Raw genomic sequence first — 17,324 nt, 5'->3', positions numbered from 1 at the left:
GGGCCGTCGCCCCGCCTGGCGCGCCTGGCCGCGCAGCTGCAGGCCTGCACGCCGCTGACCAACGCCGCGCTGTCGCTGGCGCGGACCGGACGCGTGCTGCCGGCCGACTGCGCCCGCGGCATGAACCGCCTGGCCGACCGGGTGGAGAACGACGCCGAACCGGACGCACGCGACGACATCGCCGCCCTGCGCGCGGCGGACATGCCGGCGCTGGCCGACGCGCTGGAACAGGCGCAGCCGCTGCTGGACGGCACCCGGTCATCGGAGGCTGACGCCTTCGCCGCCCTGCAGCCCGCGCGGCCGCGCACCCCGTGGCGCGTGCTGGCGCGAACCTACCGCCCCGGGCCGACCACGGTGCGCTACCTGGTGCGCCTCGCACTGTGCCTGGTCGCCGCCGAAGCCGTGGCGCTGGCCACGGCCCTGCCGCGGTCCTACTGGGTGCCGCTGATCGTCGTGGTCATTTTCAAGCCCAATTTCGGGTCCGTCTTCGCCCGCGCCCTGCAAAGCTGCGCGGGCAGCGTGGTCGGGGTGGGCATCAGCGCCACGGTGCTGGCGCTGGATCGCGGCGGCATCGCCAGCCTGCTCACGGTCGCCGCGCTGGCCGCGCTGCTGCCCTGGTCGATACGGCGCAACTACGGCCTGTTCTCGGCCATCCTGCTGCCCATCCTGATGCTGCTGATCGGCGCGCTGCAGCCCGGCAGCTGGCCGATCGCGCTGGCGCGGCTGGTGGACGTGGGCGTCGCGGCGGCCATCGTGCTGCTGGTGGGCTACCTGCCCTGGATCCGCATCGAGCGCAACAACCTGGACCATGCCGTGTCCGCCGCCATGACCACGCTGGCCGCCTACCTGAACACCATCTTCCAGGCCGATCCCGCCAACCGGCACGATCTGCGCGCCCGCGCCTACGCCCGCCTGTCCGACCTGCGCATCGCGCTGCAGCGCGGGCTGTCCGAGCCCCGGCTGGTCAGCCGCCGCGCGCTGGCCTGGTGGCCGGTGGAGGTCGCGCTGGAACGCGTGGCCAATGCGATCTCGGACACCGCCTGGTCGATTCCGGCAGGCCAGGCCGCGCCCGCCGCCGCCCAGGTGGCGCAACTGGCCGGCGCCCTCGACGGGCTGGCGCAGGCGATCGACCGGGGCGCGCCCGTGCAGGCGGACGCCATCGCCGCCCCGGCGCCCGCGCTGCAGGACGTGGCCGCCGAGATCGAATCCCTGCGCGCCGTGCTCGCCGGTCCCGACTTCACGGCGGCGCCGGGCCGCGCCGCCGCCACCTCAACTCATCACCAGGTCTGAATCATGTGTCTAGCCGTACTGGCCTTGCACGCCCTGCCGGGAATCCCCGCGCTGATCGCCGCGAACCGCGACGAATTCCACCAACGTCCCACCCTGCCGGCGGCGCGATGGGCGGACGCCCCCACGATCTACGCGGGCCGCGACGGCCAGGCGGGCGGCACCTGGATGGGCGTGACCACCCAGGGCCGCTACGCGCTGGTGACCAACTTCCGCGAACCGGGCAGGCACCTGGACAATGCGCCGTCGCGCGGCGCGCTGGTCGAGGACTTCCTGCGCGGCGCCATGACGCCGGCGGATTATCTGGCGGACGTGCATCGCGCGGACCAGGCCTACAACGGCTTCAACCTGATCGTCGGCGACGCCCGGCAAGCCTGGTACCTGAGCAACCGCGACGGCGGGCCGCGCGCGCTGGCGCCGGGCGTCTACGCGCTGTCCAACCATCTGCTGGACACGCCCTGGCCCAAGCTGGCGCGCACCAAGGCCGCCTTCACGGCGGTGCTGCAAGGCCGCCCGCAGCCGGACCTGCCCGCGCTGTTCGCGGCGCTGGCCGACCCCAACCCCGCGGACGACGCCGACCTGCCCGCCACCGGCCTGCCCCTGGACCGCGAGCGGCTGCTGAGCAGCCCCTTCATCGTCAGCCCCGACTACGGCACCCGCAGCTCCAGCGTGATGGCGCTGCACGAGGACGGCGCCGGCGAACTGCATGAAAGGCGCTTCGCGCCGGACGGCGCTGTCAGCGGCGAAAGCCGGCTGACGTTTTCCTGGCGCGCGGCCGGCGGCGGCGATACCCTGTCCCCGTCGCCTGAAACAACCGGTTGAGTTCCGAGGCGCACGGACGCGAACTTCGCCCCCCGCAATCGAATCGAATCAGTTGCTATCGTCCGCGAAGGGTTGACGCAGTCGACCCCGGGCGTGCGCCTGGTAAGGAGAATTCCATGAAGAAGCGAATCGAACGCTGCACGATGGCCGCCGCCATGACGCTGGGCAGCATGGCCATCGCCGGCGTGCTGTCGACGGCGCAGGCCGAATTGCCGCCGGTCAAGCAACAAGGATCGATCGAATACGTCAGCGGCGGCATCGGCCTGGACGAATCCGAAGCCATGAAGGCCGCCGCCAGCAATTACCCGCTGGCGCTTACGTTCGCCGCGCAGCGCGGCGGCGCCGCCGATTACGTGGCCGACGTCGCCGTCGTCATCCGCGACGCGCAAGGCAAGCCGGTGCTGCAGACAACGGCCGAAGGCCCCTACATGCTGGTGAGGCTGCCTGCGGGCAACTACAAGATTTCGGCCACCTTCGACGGCAAGGCGCAGGAGCGCGACGTCGCCGTGCAGGGCAGCGGCACCGCGCGCGCCATGTTCGAATGGAAGTGAAGCGGCACGCCGGGGCGGGGCTGACCTGAAGGACCCGGCGGCGGACTTCAGATGCCGGAGAACAGGATCGCGATCACGAAGCCCATGCCGGCCGTCCAGACCAGCGACCGCAGCGCGCCCCAGTTCGCCAGGTACATGGCCAGATAGCCCACCCGCGTGCCCAGCCAGCAGGCCATGAGTGTGGCGACGTGCGCGGCGGGCGCCTGGTTGTAAAGCGCGAACAGCACCGCCGCAAAGAAGAACGGCAACGCCTCGAACGTGTTGGCCTGCGCCGCGTTGGCCCGCGCCCGCCAGCCCTCCTGGCGCGCCAGCCACGCGCGCGGATCGTTGTTGTCGAATTTCCTGCCGCCGGCCTTGGCCATGATGGTCGATACGAACGGCAGCAATGCCGCCGCAAGCATCAACCACGCGATTGTTTGCATTCCTGGCTCCTGTGCTGGCGGGCGGGCGCCCGCCGGATGCGCGGGGGCATGCGCCGCCGCAGCCGCATGGTCGCCTGAAAGCGGGCGCAGGGAAAGCCCCGCTGCCCGCATCGTCACGGGCAGGCGCTTACACTCAGCGCTTTACGCCGATTCCTCGCCCCCCATGCAGCACTTCATGCCCTGGTCCGCCCTGTTCCTGGCCGCCGCCATGTTGTGGCCGCCCGCGACGCGCCGCTGGGCGCTTGCGCCCCTGGCGGCCGCCTGGGCCTGGGCCCTGGCCGACGGCGTGGTCGATCCGGTCGCGCTGGCCTGGCCGGCGTTGCTGGCGCTGGCGGCGGCGCTGGTCCGCGGCCGCGCCCATTCCCTGGGCAGCGCGGCGGGACACGCGCTGTTCCTCGTGTTGGCCGCGCTGCTGTTCCTGCACCTGCTGCCGGGCTTTCACAATCCGCTGGTGATCGCGCCCGCGCCAATGAGTCCGGGTGCTGTGCCCTTCGGCATGTACCTGAACATGGACAAGCCGCTGGTGGCGTTCTGGGTCGTGCTGGCGCTGGCGCCGCCGATGGCCGCGGCGAGCGCGCGCGCCACGCTGTCCGCCGCGCTGCTGGCGTGGGCGGCCGCGGTGGCGGCCTGCCTGGGCGCCGCGCTGGCGATGGGGGTGGTGGAATGGGCGCCGAAATGGCCCGCGTCCGGCTGGATCTGGCTGATCAACAATGCCCTGCTGGTGACGCTGGCGGAAGAGGCGCTGTTCCGCGGCTATGTGCAGCAGCGGCTGTCGGATTGGTGGCGCGGCCGCGCCTGGGGCGCCTGGGCGGCGCTGGCCGTGTCGGCCGCGCTGTTCGGGCTGGCCCACTACGCGGGCGGCTGGCAGTGGATGGTGCTGGCCGGCCTGGCCGGCGCGGCCTACGGCGCCGCCTACCGCTACGGCGGCCTGGGCGCCGCGGTTCTGGCGCACCGGGGCCAGAACGCGGCGCACGTCGGCTTGTTCACCGATCCGCTGCGCGCCGCGCTGTGAGCGCCCCGCAGGGGCGCATGCGCCGGCTTCAGGCGGACAGCGCCGGGTAGTCCGTGTAGCCTTCGGCGCCGGAAGCGTAGAAGGTGGCCGGATTGGGCGTGTTCAGCGGCGCGTTGCGATGCAGGCGCTCGGCCAGGTCGGGGGTGGCGATGTACGGCACGCCGAACGCCACGGCGTCAGCCTTGCCCGCGGCCACGGCGGCCTCGGCGGATTCCCGCGTATAGCCTTCGTTGGCGATGTACACACCGCCGAATTCGGCCTTCAGCATCGGGCCCAGGCTGTCGGCGCCTTCACGTTCGCGCACGCACAGGAAGGCGATGCCGCGCTTGCCGAGTTCGCGCGCCACGTAGCCGAAGGTGCCCGCCAGGTCGGAGTCGCCCATCGTGTGGATGTCGCCGCGCGGCGACAGGTGCACGCCCACGCGGCCCGCGCCCCAGACCGACACGCAGGCGTCGACCACTTCCAGCAGCAGGCGCGCCCGGTTTTCCAGCGAACCGCCGTACTGGTCTGTGCGATGGTTGGTGCTGTCCTGCAGGAACTGGTCCAGCAGGTAGCCGTTGGCGGCATGCACTTCCACGCCGTCAAAGCCCGCTTCCATCGCCATCTGCGCGCCGTGGCGGTAGGCCTCGACCACGCCCGGGATCTCGGCCGTTTCCAGCGCGCGGGGCGTGACATAGGCGCGCTTGGGACGCACGTGGCTGACGTGGCCCTGGGCGGCAATGGCGCTGGGCGCGACGGGCAGCTCGCCGTCCAGGAAGATCGGGTCCGAAATCCGGCCCACATGCCACAGCTGCGCCACAATCAGGCTGCCCTTGTCGTGGACGGCGGACGTGACCTTGCGCCAGCCCTTGACCTGGTCCTGCGACCACAGGCCCGGGGTATCGGCGTAGCCGACGCCCTGGGGCGTGACCGCGGTGGCTTCGGTGAGGATCATGCCGGCGCCGGCGCGCTGGGTGTAGTACTCGACCATCAGGTCGTTGGGCACGCGGCCGGCGCTGGCGCGCTGGCGGGTCAGGGGCGCCATGACGACACGGTTGCGCAGGGTCAGGTCGCCGACTTTCAGCGGTTCAAACAGGGGGTTCATGCAAAATCCTTTCGCCCCGGGCAATGGGACGCTTGGCGGGTAAGGCAGACAGCTACATGTCGTGGTTCAACTGCCGCAGGAATGCGGCAATCACGGGTTCATTGCGACGGAAAAAAACCCACTGCCCCACCTTCGTGGCCGAAATCAGGCCCGCGCGCTGCAAGACGGCCAGGTGCGAGGACACGGTCGACTGGGACAGGCCGCAACGGTGATCGATGTGGCCGGCACACACGCCATGCTCAAAGCTGTGTCCCGGACGTTCTTCGAAAAACGCGTGCGGCGTCTTCAGCCAGGCCAGGATGTCGCGGCGCACCGGATTGGCCAGCGCCTTGAGGATGGCGTCGGCGTCAATGCCGGGTTGCGCGCCCGTCTGATCGGAAGGTGAGGAAGCTGCGGTCATATTGGTATATCGCAATTTATCGAATCATATATCGGGTTTGTCCGATATATAGTCATGCCCCTGCGGCCATTGGGGCTATCGGTCCCGCCGCTGCCCGGGCTTGAGGCTGTCCGCCCAGTCCCGGGCCAGGTCCCGCCGCGCCTTGCGGTTGACCAGCGCCGTCACGGCCATGGCGATGACGGCCCCCAGCCCCGCCAGCGCCATGTCCTTCTGCGCATCCCAGATGGCGCCCTGCGTGCCCAGGTAGGCCGCGCCCAGCTCGCCGCCGAAGAACTCGGCGGCGCCCCACTCCATCAGCTCATACAGCGCCGACGTGGACAGGGTCACGTCCATGGGCAGGAAGTACGCCCAGAAGCCGCGCACCTCGGCCACCCGCAGGAAGATCTCGCGGATGGGGTAGGCCAGCAGCAACCCGTACGAAAAATGCACGATGCGGTCGAAGTTGTTGCGCTCCCAGCCCAGCAGGCTGTTCAGGCTGCGGCCGGTCAGGGCACGCCACCACTCGTCGTAGGGCACCAGGGAATAGGTGTAGTGGGCGCCGATCGCGTGCAGGCACAGGTACAGGAAGATCAGCGTATAGGACACGCGCGAAAACACGAACCAGCGCCGCGTGAAGAACAGCGCGCCGCCGAATGCCAGCACCAGCGCGTTTTCCAGCGCCCAGTCCGCGCGGTCGTGGGGATTGATCGCCAGCGCGATCCAGATGACCGCGAACAGCGCGGCCAGCGTGAACAGGTGGCGGCGGCGGGCGTCCGCCATCAATCGCCCTGCACGCGGCCGCGCAGCCGCTTGACCTCGCCGTGCAGCACCTTGCGCTGCACGCGGCGGCGCTGCGAGGCGCGGGTCGGCTTGGTGGCGCGGCGCGGCTTGTCGACCTGGATCGCCGCCCGCACCATGGCGAGCAGGCGCTCGATGGCTTCGGCGCGGTTCTTTTCCTGGCTGCGGAACGACTGCGACTTGATGACGATCACGCCCTCTTTGGAGATGCGGTGGTCGTTCGCGGCGCACAACGCGTCCTGGACGTCGGGCGGCAGGCTGGAAGCGCGCACGTCAAAGCGCAGGTGGACGGCGCTGGACACCTTGTTGACGTTCTGCCCGCCGGCGCCCTGGGCGCGGATCATGGTGAACGTCAGGTCGCGCTCGTCGAGGTAAAGAGAATCTTGGACGTGAAACATAGGCCGGAAGTCTACAGGGCCGACACGCTTCCTGCACGGGCGGCCGGGCGCGTGAAATCCGGGCGCCGGCCGGGTGCAATACCGCCGGCCGGCGGGGTCTTTCGGCGCATATCCGCCGCGCCAAGTAAAATAGTGGGCTTTTGCTCGAATTGCGCGGCGCCCGGCCGCCCGCCCCCTATGACCTATTCCGCCAAAGAAATCTTCAAGACCCTGCAAGGCGAAGGCGCCCACGCAGGCCGCGCGGCGGTGTTTTGCCGGTTCGCGGGCTGTAATCTCTGGACCGGCCGCGAAAGCGACCGCGCCAGCGCCGCCTGCACGTTCTGCGATACCGATTTCATCGGCACCGACGGCGACGGCGGCGGCAAGTTCGCCTCTGCCGAACTGCTGGCCGACGCCATTGCCGCGGCCTGGGGCCCGGGTCTTGAAAACCGCTATGTGGTGTTCACGGGCGGCGAGCCGCTGCTGCAACTGGACGCGCCGCTGCTGGCCGCCATCCACGGCCGCGGCTTTACCGTCGCCATCGAAACCAACGGCACCATCAAGCCGCCGGCGGGCATCGACTGGATCTGCGTCAGCCCCAAGGGCACGGCCCCGGTCGTGGTCGAGCGCGGCAACGAGCTCAAGCTGGTCTACCCGCAGGCCAATGCGCTGCCCGAAGCCTTCGCGCAGCTGGATTTCGAACACTTCTTCCTGCAACCCATGGACGGCCCCGCGCGCGCGGCGAATACCGAACAGGCCGTCCAGTACTGTATGCAGCACCCGCAATGGCGGCTCAGCCTGCAGACCCACAAATACATAGGCATTCCATGATTTACCCCCACGCCTTGCGGAGCGCGCGATGATTTCCGTGACCCGCAGGCTCGAGTTCGACGCCGGCCACCGCATTCCCGACCACCGCAGCCAGTGCCGCAATCTGCACGGCCACCGCTACGTGCTGGAAATCACCCTGACCGGCGACATCGTGCAGGCCCCGGGCGAGTCCGACAACGGCATGCTGATGGATTTCTCCGAGATCAAGCACATCGCCAAGACCCACATCGTGGACGTCTGGGACCACGCGTTCCTCGTGTACGAAGGCGATGCCGCCGTGCGCGGCTTCCTGGACAGCCTGCCCGGCCACAAGACCGTCGTGCTGGACCGCATCCCCACCGCGGAAAACCTGGCCGCCATCGTCTTCGACACGCTGGCGCCGCATTACCACGGCCACTACGGCGCGGAGCTGCGCCTGACTCGGGTGCGTCTGTATGAAACGCCGAATTGCTGGGCGGACTGCAACGGCTGACGGGACATACCGGCGGCCTTCGCGCATCTTTCGGGTGTAAGTCCTTTCTGGGCTCGGCGGTGTCTGACACCCGGGAAAGACCGCCGCGATTTGCGGCGGCGTGCCTTTAGGGTGTCAGACACCTGGTTCAATGCAGGGTGTCAGACACCTGATTCAATGGGGCATGACACGGCCGGGACGGCAGGGCCTGGTTGCCCGCTGGCCGTAGCTTAGCCGGGGCTTGGCTGCCCTCTGGCCCTAGCTAAGCCGGGGCCGGACTGCCCTCTGACTGCACCCTGGCCGCACCCTGGCCGGCGCTTGGCTGCCGCTTCGCCCCCGCTTCCCGTCCCCGGTTTCCCACCCATGGAAAACCGCCCTCCTATCTTCCCAATTGAAAGAATCTATCGAGATAGTCGCTATTTTCAATTATTAGTAAGCTAATAAATAGGATACAATCTATTCCATGAACACGCCTTCCGACTCCCAGCTCATGGCCACCACTGCAAACCTGATGGTGCTGTCGCGCGCCTATCGCGGCGCCGCCGACAAGGCGCTCGTCGACTACGGCCTGTCGCAGGCCACCGCCTGGCCCGTCATCCTTGCCGGCCGGCTGGGAGACGGCGTGCGCCAGGGCGCGCTGGCCGAGGCGCTGGGCGTCGAAGGCCCGTCGCTGGTGCGCGTGCTGGACCAGCTGGTGGCCGCGGGACTGATGGAACGCCGCGAAGACCCCCACGACCGCCGCGCCCGGACCCTGCACCTGACCGACGCCGGCCAGGCGCTGCGCGCCCAGGTCGAGGACGTGCTGGTCGAACTGCGCCGCCGCATCTTCAATGGCGTCAGCGAATCAGACCTGGAAGCCTGCCAACGCGTCTTCGAAACGCTGAAAGTGTCGCTGGGCCGCAGCGGGGCGGGCGCCCAGGAGGACGCGCGGCCATGAAACTGCCCAACGTGCGCGAAACCATTTTTTCGCTCAAGAGCTACCTGAGCGCCATCATGGCGCTCTACCTGGCGTACAGCATCGGGCTGCCGCGTCCGTTCTGGGCCATGACCACCGCCTATGTGGTGGCCCAGCCCTGGTCCGGCGCCGTGCGCTCCAAGGCGCTGTACCGCCTGGTGGGCACCTTCATCGGCTCGGCCGCCACCGTCTACATGGTGCCCCGGCTGTCGAATTCCCCGGTCGTCATGACCGGCGCGATGGTGCTGTGGGTGGGCGCCTGCCTGTACATGTCGGTGCTGGACCGCACCCCGCGGTCCTACCTGTTCATGCTGGCCGGCTACACCGCCGCCATGATCGGCTTTCCCAGCGTCACGGACCCTTCCCTGGTCTTCGACACGGCGCTCGCCCGCGTCGAGGAAATCAGCCTGGGCATCGTGTGCGCCACGCTGGTCCACAGCATCGTCCTGCCGCGCGGCCTGGCGCCGGCGCTGACGCTGCAGCTGGACAAGGCGGTGCGCGACGCGCGCAACTGGATGCACGACACGCTCAGCGGCAAGAACGCCGAACAGCGCGACAAGGACCGCCGCGTGCTCGCCAACGACATCACGCAGCTGCGCCTGCTATCCACGCACGTTCCGTTCGACACCAGCAACCTGCGCTGGACGGCGGGCGCCGTACGCGCCATGCAGGACCAGATTTCCGCGCTGACGCCCGCGGTGTCGGCCGTGGAAGACCGCATGCGCGCGCTGCAGGCCGACGGCCAGGAATTGCCCGCGCCCGTGCAGGCGCTGCTGTCGGACATCTCGGAATGGATCAACGCCGGCGCGCAGGCTTCGCATGAAACCGCCGTGCGCCTGCGCGCCGCGGTGACGCGGCTTACGCCCGGCATCGACAGCCGCTCCACCTGGCGCGATGCGCTCCTGGCCAGCCTGATGACGCGGCTGCGCGAACTGATCGACACCTACGACGAATGCCTGGCCCTGCGCCGCGACATCCGCGCCGGCCTGCAGGGCGCGCCGGTGCGCGCGTCGCGGCCCGCCCGCGATCCCAATTCGGCGCTGCACCGCGACCACGGCATGGCGCTGCTGTCCGCGCTGGCCGCGGGCCTGGCCATTTCGGTCTGCTGCGCCTTCTGGATCGGCACGGCCTGGAGCAACGGCGCCACCGCCGCGCTGATGGCCGCCATCTTCAGCTGCTTCTTCGCGTCGCAGGACAACCCGGTGCCCGGCATCATGCAGTTCCTGACCTACACGGTGTATTCGATTCCGCTGTCGGCGCTGTACCTGCTGGGCATCATGCCCGCCATCCATTCGTTCGAGATGCTGGCCCTGTCGATGCTGCCGACGGCCTTCGTGCTGGGCATCTTCATCGCGCGGCCGGCCAGCGCCGGCAAGGCCATGGCGATGCTGTTCGGCTTTCTGGGCACGATGGCGCTGCAGGACACCAACACCGCCGACGTCGTGTCGTTCATCGACACGCAGGTGGCGCAATGCATGGGCGTGGCCACGGCCGCGATCATCGCGGCCATCTTCCGCACCGTCAGCGCCGACTGGAGCGCGCGCCGCATCCAGGCCGCCAACTGGAAAGATCTGGCGACGCTTGCCGGTTCGCCGCGCGCCCCCTCGCGCCATACCTACACCGCCCGCATGCTGGACCGCATCGGCCTCCTGCAGCCGCGCCTGGCGTTGGCCAAGCGCCCGGACGACGTGGTGGCCGCCGATGCCCTGAAGGACCTGCGCGTGGGCCGCGACATCACCGAACTGCAGCGCGCGCGCCGCCATCTGCCGATGGCCGAACCCACCATCCAGCCGGTGCTCAACAGCCTGGCGCAATTCTTCCGGGTCCGCTCGTCGGGACGCACGCACGAAAAATCGCCCGAGTTCCTGGCGCAGATCGACCGCGCGCTGTCCAGCGTGGCCGCCACGCCGCAGGGCCCCAGCGCGCGCGACCGCGCAGTGGTGGCGCTGGTGGGCATCCGCCGTGCGTTCTTCCCCGAGGCTCCCGACTATCAACCCGCCCACCCGACGCTGGAGGGCCACGCATCATGATCGGCGAATTCAATCTTTACGGCATTTATTTCCCCTGGCTGCTGGTGCTGGGCGTGATCACCCTGGGCGTGGCCTGGGGCGTGCGCCGCGTGCTGGCCCGCGCCGGACTGTATCGCCTGGTGTGGCACCCCGCGCTCTTCGACCTGGCGCTGTTCGTGGTGCTGCTGTACGGCGTATCCCTCATTTCCCCATATTTTCTCCAGAGATAGGTATGAAACTCCCCAATGCCCTTCGCCCTGCCGCCATCGGCAAGTTCGCGGTGACGGCCGCTGTCGTCGTCGCCGCAGCCTACGCCGGCTGGCAGCTCTGGGACCACTATGAAGTCGAACCCTGGACGCGCGACGGGCGCGTCAAGGCCTATGTCGTGCAGGTTGCGCCCGACGTCTCCGGCCTGGTCACCAGCGTGCCCGTGCACGACAACCAGGACGTGAAGGCCGGCGACCTGCTGTTCGAGATCGACCGCGCGCGCTTCCAGCTTGCCTACGACCAGGCCCAGGCCTCGGTGCGTTCGCAGCAGGTGGCGCACGACCAGGCGCTGCGCGACGCCAAGCGCAACCGCTCGCTGGGCCAGCTGGTGGCGGCCGAAGCCGTCGAGCAAAGCCAGACCAAGGTGCAGCAGACCGAAGCCGCGCTGGCCCAGGCGCAGGTGCAGCTGAACACCGCCCGGCTGAATCTGGAACGCAGCCGCGTGGTCGCGGCCAGCGACGGCCGCGTCACCAACCTGGACCTGCGCGCCGGCTCGTACGCCACGGCCGGCCGCGGCGTGATGGCGCTGGTGGACGCCGGTTCGTTCTACGTCGAAGGCTACTTCGAGGAAACCAAGCTGCCCGGCATCCGCGAAGGCGACCCGGTCACCGTGACCCTGATGGGCGACCCGCGCCACATCCGCGGCCACGTCGAGAGCATCGCCATGGGCATCGCCGACCGCGACCGCAGCACCGGCGCCAACCTGCTGCCCAACGTGAATCCCACCTTCAACTGGGTCCGGCTGGCGCAGCGCATTCCCGTGCGCGTGAAGATCGACGACGTGCCCGAGGGCGTGCGCCTGGTGGCCGGCCAGACCGCCACCGTCTCGGTGGACCCCGACCCCGCAGCGGCCTCCGCCTCGTGATGCCGGCGACCGCCCCGCTGTCCAACCCTTAACTCCTTATCGACGCCAAGCCGTAGCTGCCATGAATACCAGACACCTCCTTCCGCTGATGCTGGCCCTTGCGCTGGCCGGATGCGCCTCCGTGGGCCCCGACTACAAGGTGCCCGCCGAGTCCGCCTCCCTGCGGCCGAGCGCGCAAGCCTCCTTCGTGCAAGCGCAGGAAGCCGCGTATCGGCAGGAAGCGGTGCCGGGACACTGGTGGCGCCTGTACAACGACCCTACGCTGGACGGTCTGGTGGAAAAGGCCCTGGCCGCCAACACGGACCTGCGCGTGGCCAGCGCCAACCTTGAGCGCGCGCAAGCCGCGCTGCGCGAAACGCAGGCGCAGCAGCAGCCGACCATCGGCGTCAATGCCTCGCCCACCTTCGGCCACGTCTCGGGCCTGCAGGAACTGCAGCCGGGCATCGATCCTCCGAACCGCTGGTCCTATTCCACCGGCGCCAGCGTGTCGTACCAGCTGGACCTCTTCGGCCAGATCCGCCGCGCCGTGGAAGCGTCCACCGACGATGCGCAGGCCGCCCAGGCGGCGTACGACGCCACCCGCGTCACCGTCGCGGCCGAGACCGCGCGCGCCTACGCCAACATGTGCGCGGCGGGCATGCAGCTGGCGTCGGCGCAGCATTCGGTGCAGGTGCAGAAAGAGTCGCTGGACGCGGTGAGCCGGCTGCAGCAGGCCGGCCGCGGCACCACGCTGGACGTCACCCGCGCGCGCAGCCAACTCGAGCAATTGCAGGCCAACCTGCCGCCCTTCCAGGCCCAGCAGCGCACCGCGCTGTATCGCCTGGCCGCATTGACCGGCCAGACCCCGGGCGAAATCTCGCCCGCGCTGCTGCAGTGCGCCGCCGCGCCCAAGCTGACCGAGACCATCCCCGTCGGCGACGGCGCCGAACTGCTGCGTCGCCGTCCGGACATCCGCCAGGCCGAGCGCACCCTGGCTGCCTCCACCGCGCGCATCGGCGTGGCCACGGCCGATCTCTATCCCAAGATCACGCTGGGCCTGTCGGCGGCGTCGGGCGGCCCGGCCACCATGTTCGGCGACCGCGGCACGTTCAGCTGGAGCGTGGGGCCGCTGATTTCCTGGACCGTTCCCAACACGGGCGCCGCGCAGGCGCGCATCGCCGAGGCCGAGGCCAACACCAAGGCCGCCGCCGCCCGCTTCGACGCGACCGTGCTGAACGCCCTGCGCGAAACGGAAAGCGCGCTGGTGGTCTATGCCCGCCAGCTCGACCGCGACACCGCCCTGCGCGCCGCGCGCGACCAGAGCGCCGAAGCCGCCTCGCAGGCGCGCCGCCTGTTCCAGTACGGCAAGACCGACTACCTGACGGTGCTGGACGCCGAACGCACGCTGGCCACCAACGAAAGCGCGCTGGCGGCCTCGCAGACCGACCTCAGCAGCGACCAGATCGCGCTGTTCCTGGCGCTGGGTGGCGGCTGGGAAAAGTAATCAATGCACCGTCGTGCCGTCCGGCGGCGTCTGGTTCAGGCCCAGCGCCGCTTCCCAGCTGCGCAGCGGCACGCAGGTCTGCAGGCGCAGGATGGCGCGCTGGATCAGGGCCGGATGCAGTTCATGGCCGACGTGGGTGGCGATGTCGATGGTGGAATCGCCGTGCAGCTCGGCCAGCCGGGCCTGCGCCGCCTGCGCGTTGGCCACGCCCATGACGGGGTCGTCGGCGCCGTGCAGCAGGTGGATGGTGGTGTATTGCGGCGCGCTCTTGGGCAGTTGCGCGTAGCGGCCTGAAAACGCCAGAACGCGCCCGGCCATGCCGTCGTGGGCCTGCACCAGTTCCAGCGCCATGATGGCGCCCTGCGAAAAGCCCGCCAGCGCGGTGTCGGATTGCAGCAGCCCGAAGCGCGCCTGCGCGTCGCGCACGTAGGCTTCCAGGGGCGGCATGGCGCGGGCCACGCGTTCGGCGCGGTTTTCCTCGGTGACGCCGCGCACGGAAAACCACTGGCGGCCGGCGCCGCCGCCGTCGAAGGGCTCGAAGCCTTCGGGGATCAGCACCGCCGCCGTCGGAAACGCGGCGCGCAGGGCCTGGGCCAGGGGCGCCAGGCCATCGGGCGTCCCGCCCACGCCATGCAGCAGGATGAAAAGCTGGCGCACGTCGACGCCGGGATCGGGAAGAAATTCGATAGAACTGGAAGACGCCATGAAACCGCTCCGTACTGGCCTGGGGCCGCCGGAACGCGCCCCGATTGCCGCATTGTAAAATGCGCCGCCCCGTGTCCGCCGAGGCCGACGCCTCACTGACTTGCGCCCCGTGGCCGGGCGTCCCGAGACGCCGGGGCGGGCCGCGGATCGTCTCGCACGCCAGACGCCGCCCCAGCCGCCTGCCATGCGCGCAGCGGCCATCACCGATTCAGCAATGCACACACCGACTCACGATACGGGCGCCGCGGCGCCCCCCAGCCAGAACCAGCTTCACCGCGTGCTCAAGGCGCGCCACCTGACCATGATAGCGCTGGGGGGAGCCATCGGCACCGGCCTGTTCGTCGCCTCCGGCGCGGCCATCGCGCAGGCGGGACCGGGCGGCGCCCTGCTGGTCTATCTGCTGATCGGCCTGATGGTCTACTTCATCATGACCAGCCTGGGCGAACTGGCGACCTTCATGCCGGTGTCGGGGTCGTTCTGCACCTATGCGTCGCGCTATGTCGACCCGGGCTTCGGCTTCGCGCTGGGCTGGAACTTCTGGGTCAGCTGGGCCACGGTGGTGGCCGTGGACGTCGTGGCGGCGCAGTTGGTGATGGCTTACTGGATGCCGGATACGCCGGGATGGATCTGGAGCGTCGCATTCCTGGCGCTGACCTTCGGGCTGAACGCGTTTTCGGCGCGCAGCTTCGGCGAGGCCGAGTACTGGTTCGCCATCATCAAGGTCGTGGCCGTGCTGTGCTTCATCGCGGTGGGGCTGGCGATGCTGGCCGGCATCATCCACGGCGGCGGGCCGGTGGGGCTGGAGAACTGGCAGGTGGGCGACGCGCCTTTCGTCGGCAATGTGGCGACGTGGGTCGGGGTGGCGATGGTGGTGGCCTATTCCTTCCAGGGCACCGAGCTGGTCGGCGTGGCGGCGGGCGAATCCGAGAATCCCCGGCGCAATGTGCCGCGCGCCATCAACAGCGTGTTCTGGCGCATCCTGCTGTTCTATGTGCTGGCGATCCTGATCATCGGACTGCTGGTGCCCTATACCGACCCGCAACTGCTGCGCAACGAAGTCGAGGACATCGCGGTCAGTCCGTTCACGCTGGTGTTCCAGCATGCCGGGCTGCTGTCGGCGGCCACGGTGATGAATGCGGTGATCCTGACGTCGGTGCTGTCGGCGGGCAATTCGGGCATGTACGCGGCCACGCGGATGCTGTTCAACATGGCGGCCGAAGGCCAGGCGCCGGCCCTCTTCAAGCACCTGACGCCCCGCGGCGTGCCGCTGTACGCGCTGCTGGCAACCACGCTGCTGGCCTGCCTGTGCCTGTTCAGCGTGGTGTACAGCCCGAAGGCGGTGTACATCTGGCTGCTCAACTTCGCGGGGATGACGGAGTTCATCGTCTGGCTGAGCATCGCGATGAGCCACTACCGCTTCCGCCAGGGCTACGTGAAACATGGCTACGACACCGCCGACCTGCCCTACAAGGCCGGCCTGTTTCCCTTCGGCCCGCTGTTCGCCTTCGTGCTGTGCCTGCTGGTGACGCTGGGCCAGAACTACCAGGCGTTCCTGGAAGACCGCATCGACTGGATCGGGGTGGTTTCCACTTACCTGGCCATTCCGCTGTTCCTGGGGTTGTGGCTTGGCCACCGCCTGCTGCGCGGATCGCGCTGGATCCGGTACGAGGACATGCGCTTCTACGGGCTGGAGGCGGATGCCGGCGCGGATGCGTCCCCGGAACCCGCGCGCCAGGCGCGCCAGGCCCGCCCGGCGCCGGGCTGATCCGCCGCGCACGCAGGCGTTCCTCGCCATCGCCTGCCGCCGCGCCGCTGTTGGCGGCGGGCCACTTTTCGATACGTCCGGCGGCCTGAAAGCCCGCTACAATACTGTATATTCATACAGCTTATTGAGCCCCGGGCGTCATCGCCATGCAGTCCCCCGAACGTATCCATCCCGCGTTGTGGCGCGCCACCCAGCTGGCCCAAGGCGCCGCCCGCACCCTGCCCACCGGGCATGCGGCGCTGTCGGCCGAGCTGCCCGACGGCGGCTGGCCGCTGGGTTCGCTGGTTGAACTGCTGACCCCGCATCCCGGGGTGGGAGAAATGCGCCTGTTGCGCCCGGCGCTGGCCCAACTGGAAACGCGGCGCGCCATCGCGCTGGTGCAGCCGCCGCACGCGCCGCACATCGCCAGCTGGATGAGCTGGCGGCTGGATCCCCGGCAACTGCTCTGGGTAGCCCCGGAAAAACCCGTCGACGCGCTCTGGGCCGCCGAACAGATCCTGAAAAACGGCAGCTGCGGCGCGCTGGTCTGCTGGCTGCCCCACGTTCGCCCCGAATCCCTGCGCCGCCTGCACCTGGCCGCGCAAGCCAGCGACCTGCTGTTCATCGCCGTGCGCCCGTCCCGCGCCGCGCAGAACGCCACCCCCGCCGCCTTGCGGCTGGCGCTGGCGCCCGCGCCGGGCGGGCTGTCCGTCCATATTCTCAAGCGCCGGGGGCCTGTCTGCGACACGCCGCTGTACGTGGGCCTTGAGCCCGGCGCCCTTACGCCTTCTTCTCCCCGCCATGCGCCTCTGGATCGCCGCCTGCCTGCGCTGCCTGCCGCTGGACGCCATACGCCCGCACTGGCCGCATGAACAGGAGGCGTTCGCCGTCCTGGACCAGGAACGCGTCGCCGCCCTGACTCCCGCCGCCCGCCGGGCCGGCGTGACGCCCGGCATGCGCCGCGCGGGTGCGGCGGCCATCGCCCCCGACGTGGAACTGCAGCCCCGCAACGCCCAGGCCGAAGCCGAGGCCCTGCAGGGCGCGGCCCTGGCCCTGCTGCAATACACGCCGGAAATCGCGCTGGCTGACGGCGACACCGTGCTCCTGAACGTGGGCGCCAGCCTGATGTTCTTCCGCGGCCCGCGGGCCCTGAGCCGGCGGGTGGCCGCCACGCTGCGCGCGCTGGACCTGCGCGCCACGCTGGGCATGGCGCCCACCGCGGCGGGCGCCTGGCTGCTGGCGCACCGCGCCGGGCGCGGCGTCCCCCGCCGCACCCTCAAGC

19 protein-coding genes and 1 pseudogene are annotated in these 17,324 nt (G+C 69.8%); 14 read left to right on the top strand and 6 right to left on the bottom strand.

All coding sequences use genetic code 11. The features are described from left to right. The 3 genes from ABE485_RS29875 to ABE485_RS29865 all read left to right on the top strand — a co-directional run. Positions 1 to 1,290 (top strand): FUSC family protein (locus tag ABE485_RS29875; protein ID WP_346518876.1); only part of this gene is annotated, 1,290 nt, incomplete at its 5' end. 3 nt (positions 1,291 to 1,293) lie between these two features. Beyond that, positions 1,294 to 2,109: an NRDE family protein gene (locus ABE485_RS29870; RefSeq protein ID WP_346518875.1), complete on the top strand. Its 816-nt coding sequence runs from the start codon at positions 1,294 to 1,296 to the stop codon at positions 2,107 to 2,109. A 116-nt stretch (positions 2,110 to 2,225) separates the two neighbouring features. Beyond that, positions 2,226 to 2,660 (top strand): carboxypeptidase-like regulatory domain-containing protein, encoded by a 435-nt coding sequence (locus ABE485_RS29865; RefSeq protein ID WP_346518874.1) that lies wholly within the window; start codon positions 2,226 to 2,228, stop codon positions 2,658 to 2,660. A gap of 47 nt (positions 2,661 to 2,707) precedes the next feature. Here ABE485_RS29865 and ABE485_RS29860 read toward each other — a convergent pair whose 3' ends face one another. Continuing rightward, complete coding sequence (locus ABE485_RS29860; RefSeq protein ID WP_346518873.1) at positions 2,708 to 3,082, bottom strand: MAPEG family protein; 375 nt, start codon at positions 3,080 to 3,082, stop codon at positions 2,708 to 2,710. 175 nt (positions 3,083 to 3,257) lie between these two features. Here ABE485_RS29860 and ABE485_RS29855 point away from each other — a divergent pair, with 175 nt between their 5' ends. Then, positions 3,258 to 4,094, top strand: a complete 837-nt coding sequence (locus ABE485_RS29855) for a CPBP family intramembrane glutamic endopeptidase (RefSeq protein ID WP_346518872.1) — start codon at positions 3,258 to 3,260, stop codon at positions 4,092 to 4,094. Between the two features lie 28 nt (positions 4,095 to 4,122). Here ABE485_RS29855 and ABE485_RS29850 read toward each other — a convergent pair whose 3' ends face one another. The 4 genes from ABE485_RS29850 to arfB form a co-directional block, all read right to left on the bottom strand. Further along, the gene (locus tag ABE485_RS29850; protein ID WP_346518871.1) at positions 4,123 to 5,178 is read right to left on the bottom strand and encodes an alkene reductase; all 1,056 of its coding nucleotides are present in this window, start codon (positions 5,176 to 5,178) and stop codon (positions 4,123 to 4,125) included. Positions 5,179 to 5,230: 52 nt separating this feature from the next. After that, positions 5,231 to 5,578, bottom strand: coding sequence for an ArsR/SmtB family transcription factor (locus tag ABE485_RS29845; protein ID WP_346518870.1), 348 nt, complete (start codon positions 5,576 to 5,578; stop codon positions 5,231 to 5,233). Between the two features lie 75 nt (positions 5,579 to 5,653). After that, the gene (locus tag ABE485_RS29840; protein ID WP_346518869.1) at positions 5,654 to 6,337 is read right to left on the bottom strand and encodes a DUF2238 domain-containing protein; all 684 of its coding nucleotides are present in this window, start codon (positions 6,335 to 6,337) and stop codon (positions 5,654 to 5,656) included. Continuing rightward, a complete protein-coding gene (gene arfB, locus ABE485_RS29835) occupies positions 6,337 to 6,753 on the bottom strand; it encodes an alternative ribosome rescue aminoacyl-tRNA hydrolase ArfB (protein ID WP_346518868.1) in 417 nt (138 codons plus the stop codon). The genes ABE485_RS29840 and arfB overlap by 1 nt, the downstream gene beginning before the upstream one ends. Before the next feature lie 177 nt (positions 6,754 to 6,930). Between arfB and queE the strand changes: the two genes are divergently transcribed. From queE to ABE485_RS29800, 7 genes are all read left to right on the top strand, one after another. Beyond that, on the top strand, positions 6,931 to 7,563 hold the full coding sequence (gene queE / locus ABE485_RS29830) for a 7-carboxy-7-deazaguanine synthase (protein ID WP_346518867.1): 633 nt from the start codon (positions 6,931 to 6,933) through the stop codon (positions 7,561 to 7,563). A 28-nt stretch (positions 7,564 to 7,591) separates the two neighbouring features. Continuing rightward, complete coding sequence (gene queD / locus ABE485_RS29825) at positions 7,592 to 8,035, top strand: 6-carboxytetrahydropterin synthase QueD (protein ID WP_346518866.1); 444 nt, start codon at positions 7,592 to 7,594, stop codon at positions 8,033 to 8,035. 442 nt (positions 8,036 to 8,477) lie between these two features. After that, positions 8,478 to 8,951, top strand: coding sequence for a MarR family winged helix-turn-helix transcriptional regulator (locus tag ABE485_RS29820; RefSeq protein ID WP_346518865.1), 474 nt, complete (start codon positions 8,478 to 8,480; stop codon positions 8,949 to 8,951). Then, positions 8,948 to 10,999 carry an FUSC family protein gene (locus ABE485_RS29815; RefSeq protein WP_346518864.1) on the top strand — a complete coding sequence of 684 codons (2,052 nt, stop codon included), beginning with the start codon at positions 8,948 to 8,950 and terminating at the stop codon, positions 10,997 to 10,999. The genes ABE485_RS29820 and ABE485_RS29815 overlap by 4 nt, the downstream gene beginning before the upstream one ends. After that, positions 10,996 to 11,208 (top strand): DUF1656 domain-containing protein, encoded by a 213-nt coding sequence (locus ABE485_RS29810; RefSeq protein ID WP_008166131.1) that lies wholly within the window; start codon positions 10,996 to 10,998, stop codon positions 11,206 to 11,208. The genes ABE485_RS29815 and ABE485_RS29810 overlap by 4 nt, the downstream gene beginning before the upstream one ends. A gap of 2 nt (positions 11,209 to 11,210) precedes the next feature. Continuing rightward, positions 11,211 to 12,110 carry an HlyD family secretion protein gene (locus tag ABE485_RS29805; RefSeq protein ID WP_346518863.1) on the top strand — a complete coding sequence of 300 codons (900 nt, stop codon included), beginning with the start codon at positions 11,211 to 11,213 and terminating at the stop codon, positions 12,108 to 12,110. 61 nt (positions 12,111 to 12,171) lie between these two features. Next, the gene (locus ABE485_RS29800) at positions 12,172 to 13,593 is read left to right on the top strand and encodes an efflux transporter outer membrane subunit (protein ID WP_346518862.1); all 1,422 of its coding nucleotides are present in this window, start codon (positions 12,172 to 12,174) and stop codon (positions 13,591 to 13,593) included. Here the strand turns inward: ABE485_RS29800 and ypfH are convergent, their stop codons facing one another. Next, positions 13,594 to 14,298: an esterase gene (gene ypfH, locus ABE485_RS29795; protein WP_346518861.1), complete on the bottom strand. Its 705-nt coding sequence runs from the start codon at positions 14,296 to 14,298 to the stop codon at positions 13,594 to 13,596. It lies immediately after the preceding gene. Positions 14,299 to 14,512: 214 nt separating this feature from the next. Here ypfH and ABE485_RS29790 point away from each other — a divergent pair, with 214 nt between their 5' ends. From ABE485_RS29790 to ABE485_RS29780, 3 genes and pseudogenes are all read left to right on the top strand, one after another. Continuing rightward, positions 14,513 to 16,063: an amino acid permease gene (locus tag ABE485_RS29790; protein WP_346518860.1), complete on the top strand. Its 1,551-nt coding sequence runs from the start codon at positions 14,513 to 14,515 to the stop codon at positions 16,061 to 16,063. Between the two features lie 146 nt (positions 16,064 to 16,209). Continuing rightward, a complete protein-coding gene (gene imuA / locus ABE485_RS29785) occupies positions 16,210 to 16,914 on the top strand; it encodes a translesion DNA synthesis-associated protein ImuA (RefSeq protein WP_346518859.1) in 705 nt (234 codons plus the stop codon). Then, a pseudogene (locus ABE485_RS29780) lies at positions 16,844 to 17,324 on the top strand (DNA polymerase Y family protein); the annotation flags it as partial. The gene imuA and the pseudogene ABE485_RS29780, both read left to right, overlap by 71 nt.

This window comes from Achromobacter spanius (assembly GCF_039673305.1).
GTDB classification, from domain to species: Bacteria; Pseudomonadota; Gammaproteobacteria; order Burkholderiales; family Burkholderiaceae_B; genus Achromobacter; species Achromobacter spanius_F.
Note: the sequence above shows the minus strand (reverse complement) of the source record. Positions and strands in the feature narration are given on the sequence as shown.

Coding starts and splice junctions, on each gene's coding strand:
- ABE485_RS29870 (WP_346518875.1), top strand. CDS start 1,294: ATGTGTCTAGCCGTACTGGCCTTGCACGCCCTGCCGGGAATCCCCGCG.
- ABE485_RS29865 (WP_346518874.1), top strand. CDS start 2,226: ATGAAGAAGCGAATCGAACGCTGCACGATGGCCGCCGCCATGACGCTG.
- ABE485_RS29860 (WP_346518873.1), bottom strand. CDS start 3,082: ATGCAAACAATCGCGTGGTTGATGCTTGCGGCGGCATTGCTGCCGTTC.
- ABE485_RS29855 (WP_346518872.1), top strand. CDS start 3,258: ATGCCCTGGTCCGCCCTGTTCCTGGCCGCCGCCATGTTGTGGCCGCCC.
- ABE485_RS29850 (WP_346518871.1), bottom strand. CDS start 5,178: ATGAACCCCCTGTTTGAACCGCTGAAAGTCGGCGACCTGACCCTGCGC.
- ABE485_RS29845 (WP_346518870.1), bottom strand. CDS start 5,578: ATGACCGCAGCTTCCTCACCTTCCGATCAGACGGGCGCGCAACCCGGC.
- ABE485_RS29840 (WP_346518869.1), bottom strand. CDS start 6,337: ATGGCGGACGCCCGCCGCCGCCACCTGTTCACGCTGGCCGCGCTGTTC.
- arfB (WP_346518868.1), bottom strand. CDS start 6,753: ATGTTTCACGTCCAAGATTCTCTTTACCTCGACGAGCGCGACCTGACG.
- queE (WP_346518867.1), top strand. CDS start 6,931: ATGACCTATTCCGCCAAAGAAATCTTCAAGACCCTGCAAGGCGAAGGC.
- queD (WP_346518866.1), top strand. CDS start 7,592: ATGATTTCCGTGACCCGCAGGCTCGAGTTCGACGCCGGCCACCGCATT.
- ABE485_RS29820 (WP_346518865.1), top strand. CDS start 8,478: ATGAACACGCCTTCCGACTCCCAGCTCATGGCCACCACTGCAAACCTG.
- ABE485_RS29815 (WP_346518864.1), top strand. CDS start 8,948: ATGAAACTGCCCAACGTGCGCGAAACCATTTTTTCGCTCAAGAGCTAC.
- ABE485_RS29810 (WP_008166131.1), top strand. CDS start 10,996: ATGATCGGCGAATTCAATCTTTACGGCATTTATTTCCCCTGGCTGCTG.
- ABE485_RS29805 (WP_346518863.1), top strand. CDS start 11,211: ATGAAACTCCCCAATGCCCTTCGCCCTGCCGCCATCGGCAAGTTCGCG.
- ABE485_RS29800 (WP_346518862.1), top strand. CDS start 12,172: ATGAATACCAGACACCTCCTTCCGCTGATGCTGGCCCTTGCGCTGGCC.
- ypfH (WP_346518861.1), bottom strand. CDS start 14,298: ATGGCGTCTTCCAGTTCTATCGAATTTCTTCCCGATCCCGGCGTCGAC.
- ABE485_RS29790 (WP_346518860.1), top strand. CDS start 14,513: ATGCACACACCGACTCACGATACGGGCGCCGCGGCGCCCCCCAGCCAG.
- imuA (WP_346518859.1), top strand. CDS start 16,210: ATGCAGTCCCCCGAACGTATCCATCCCGCGTTGTGGCGCGCCACCCAG.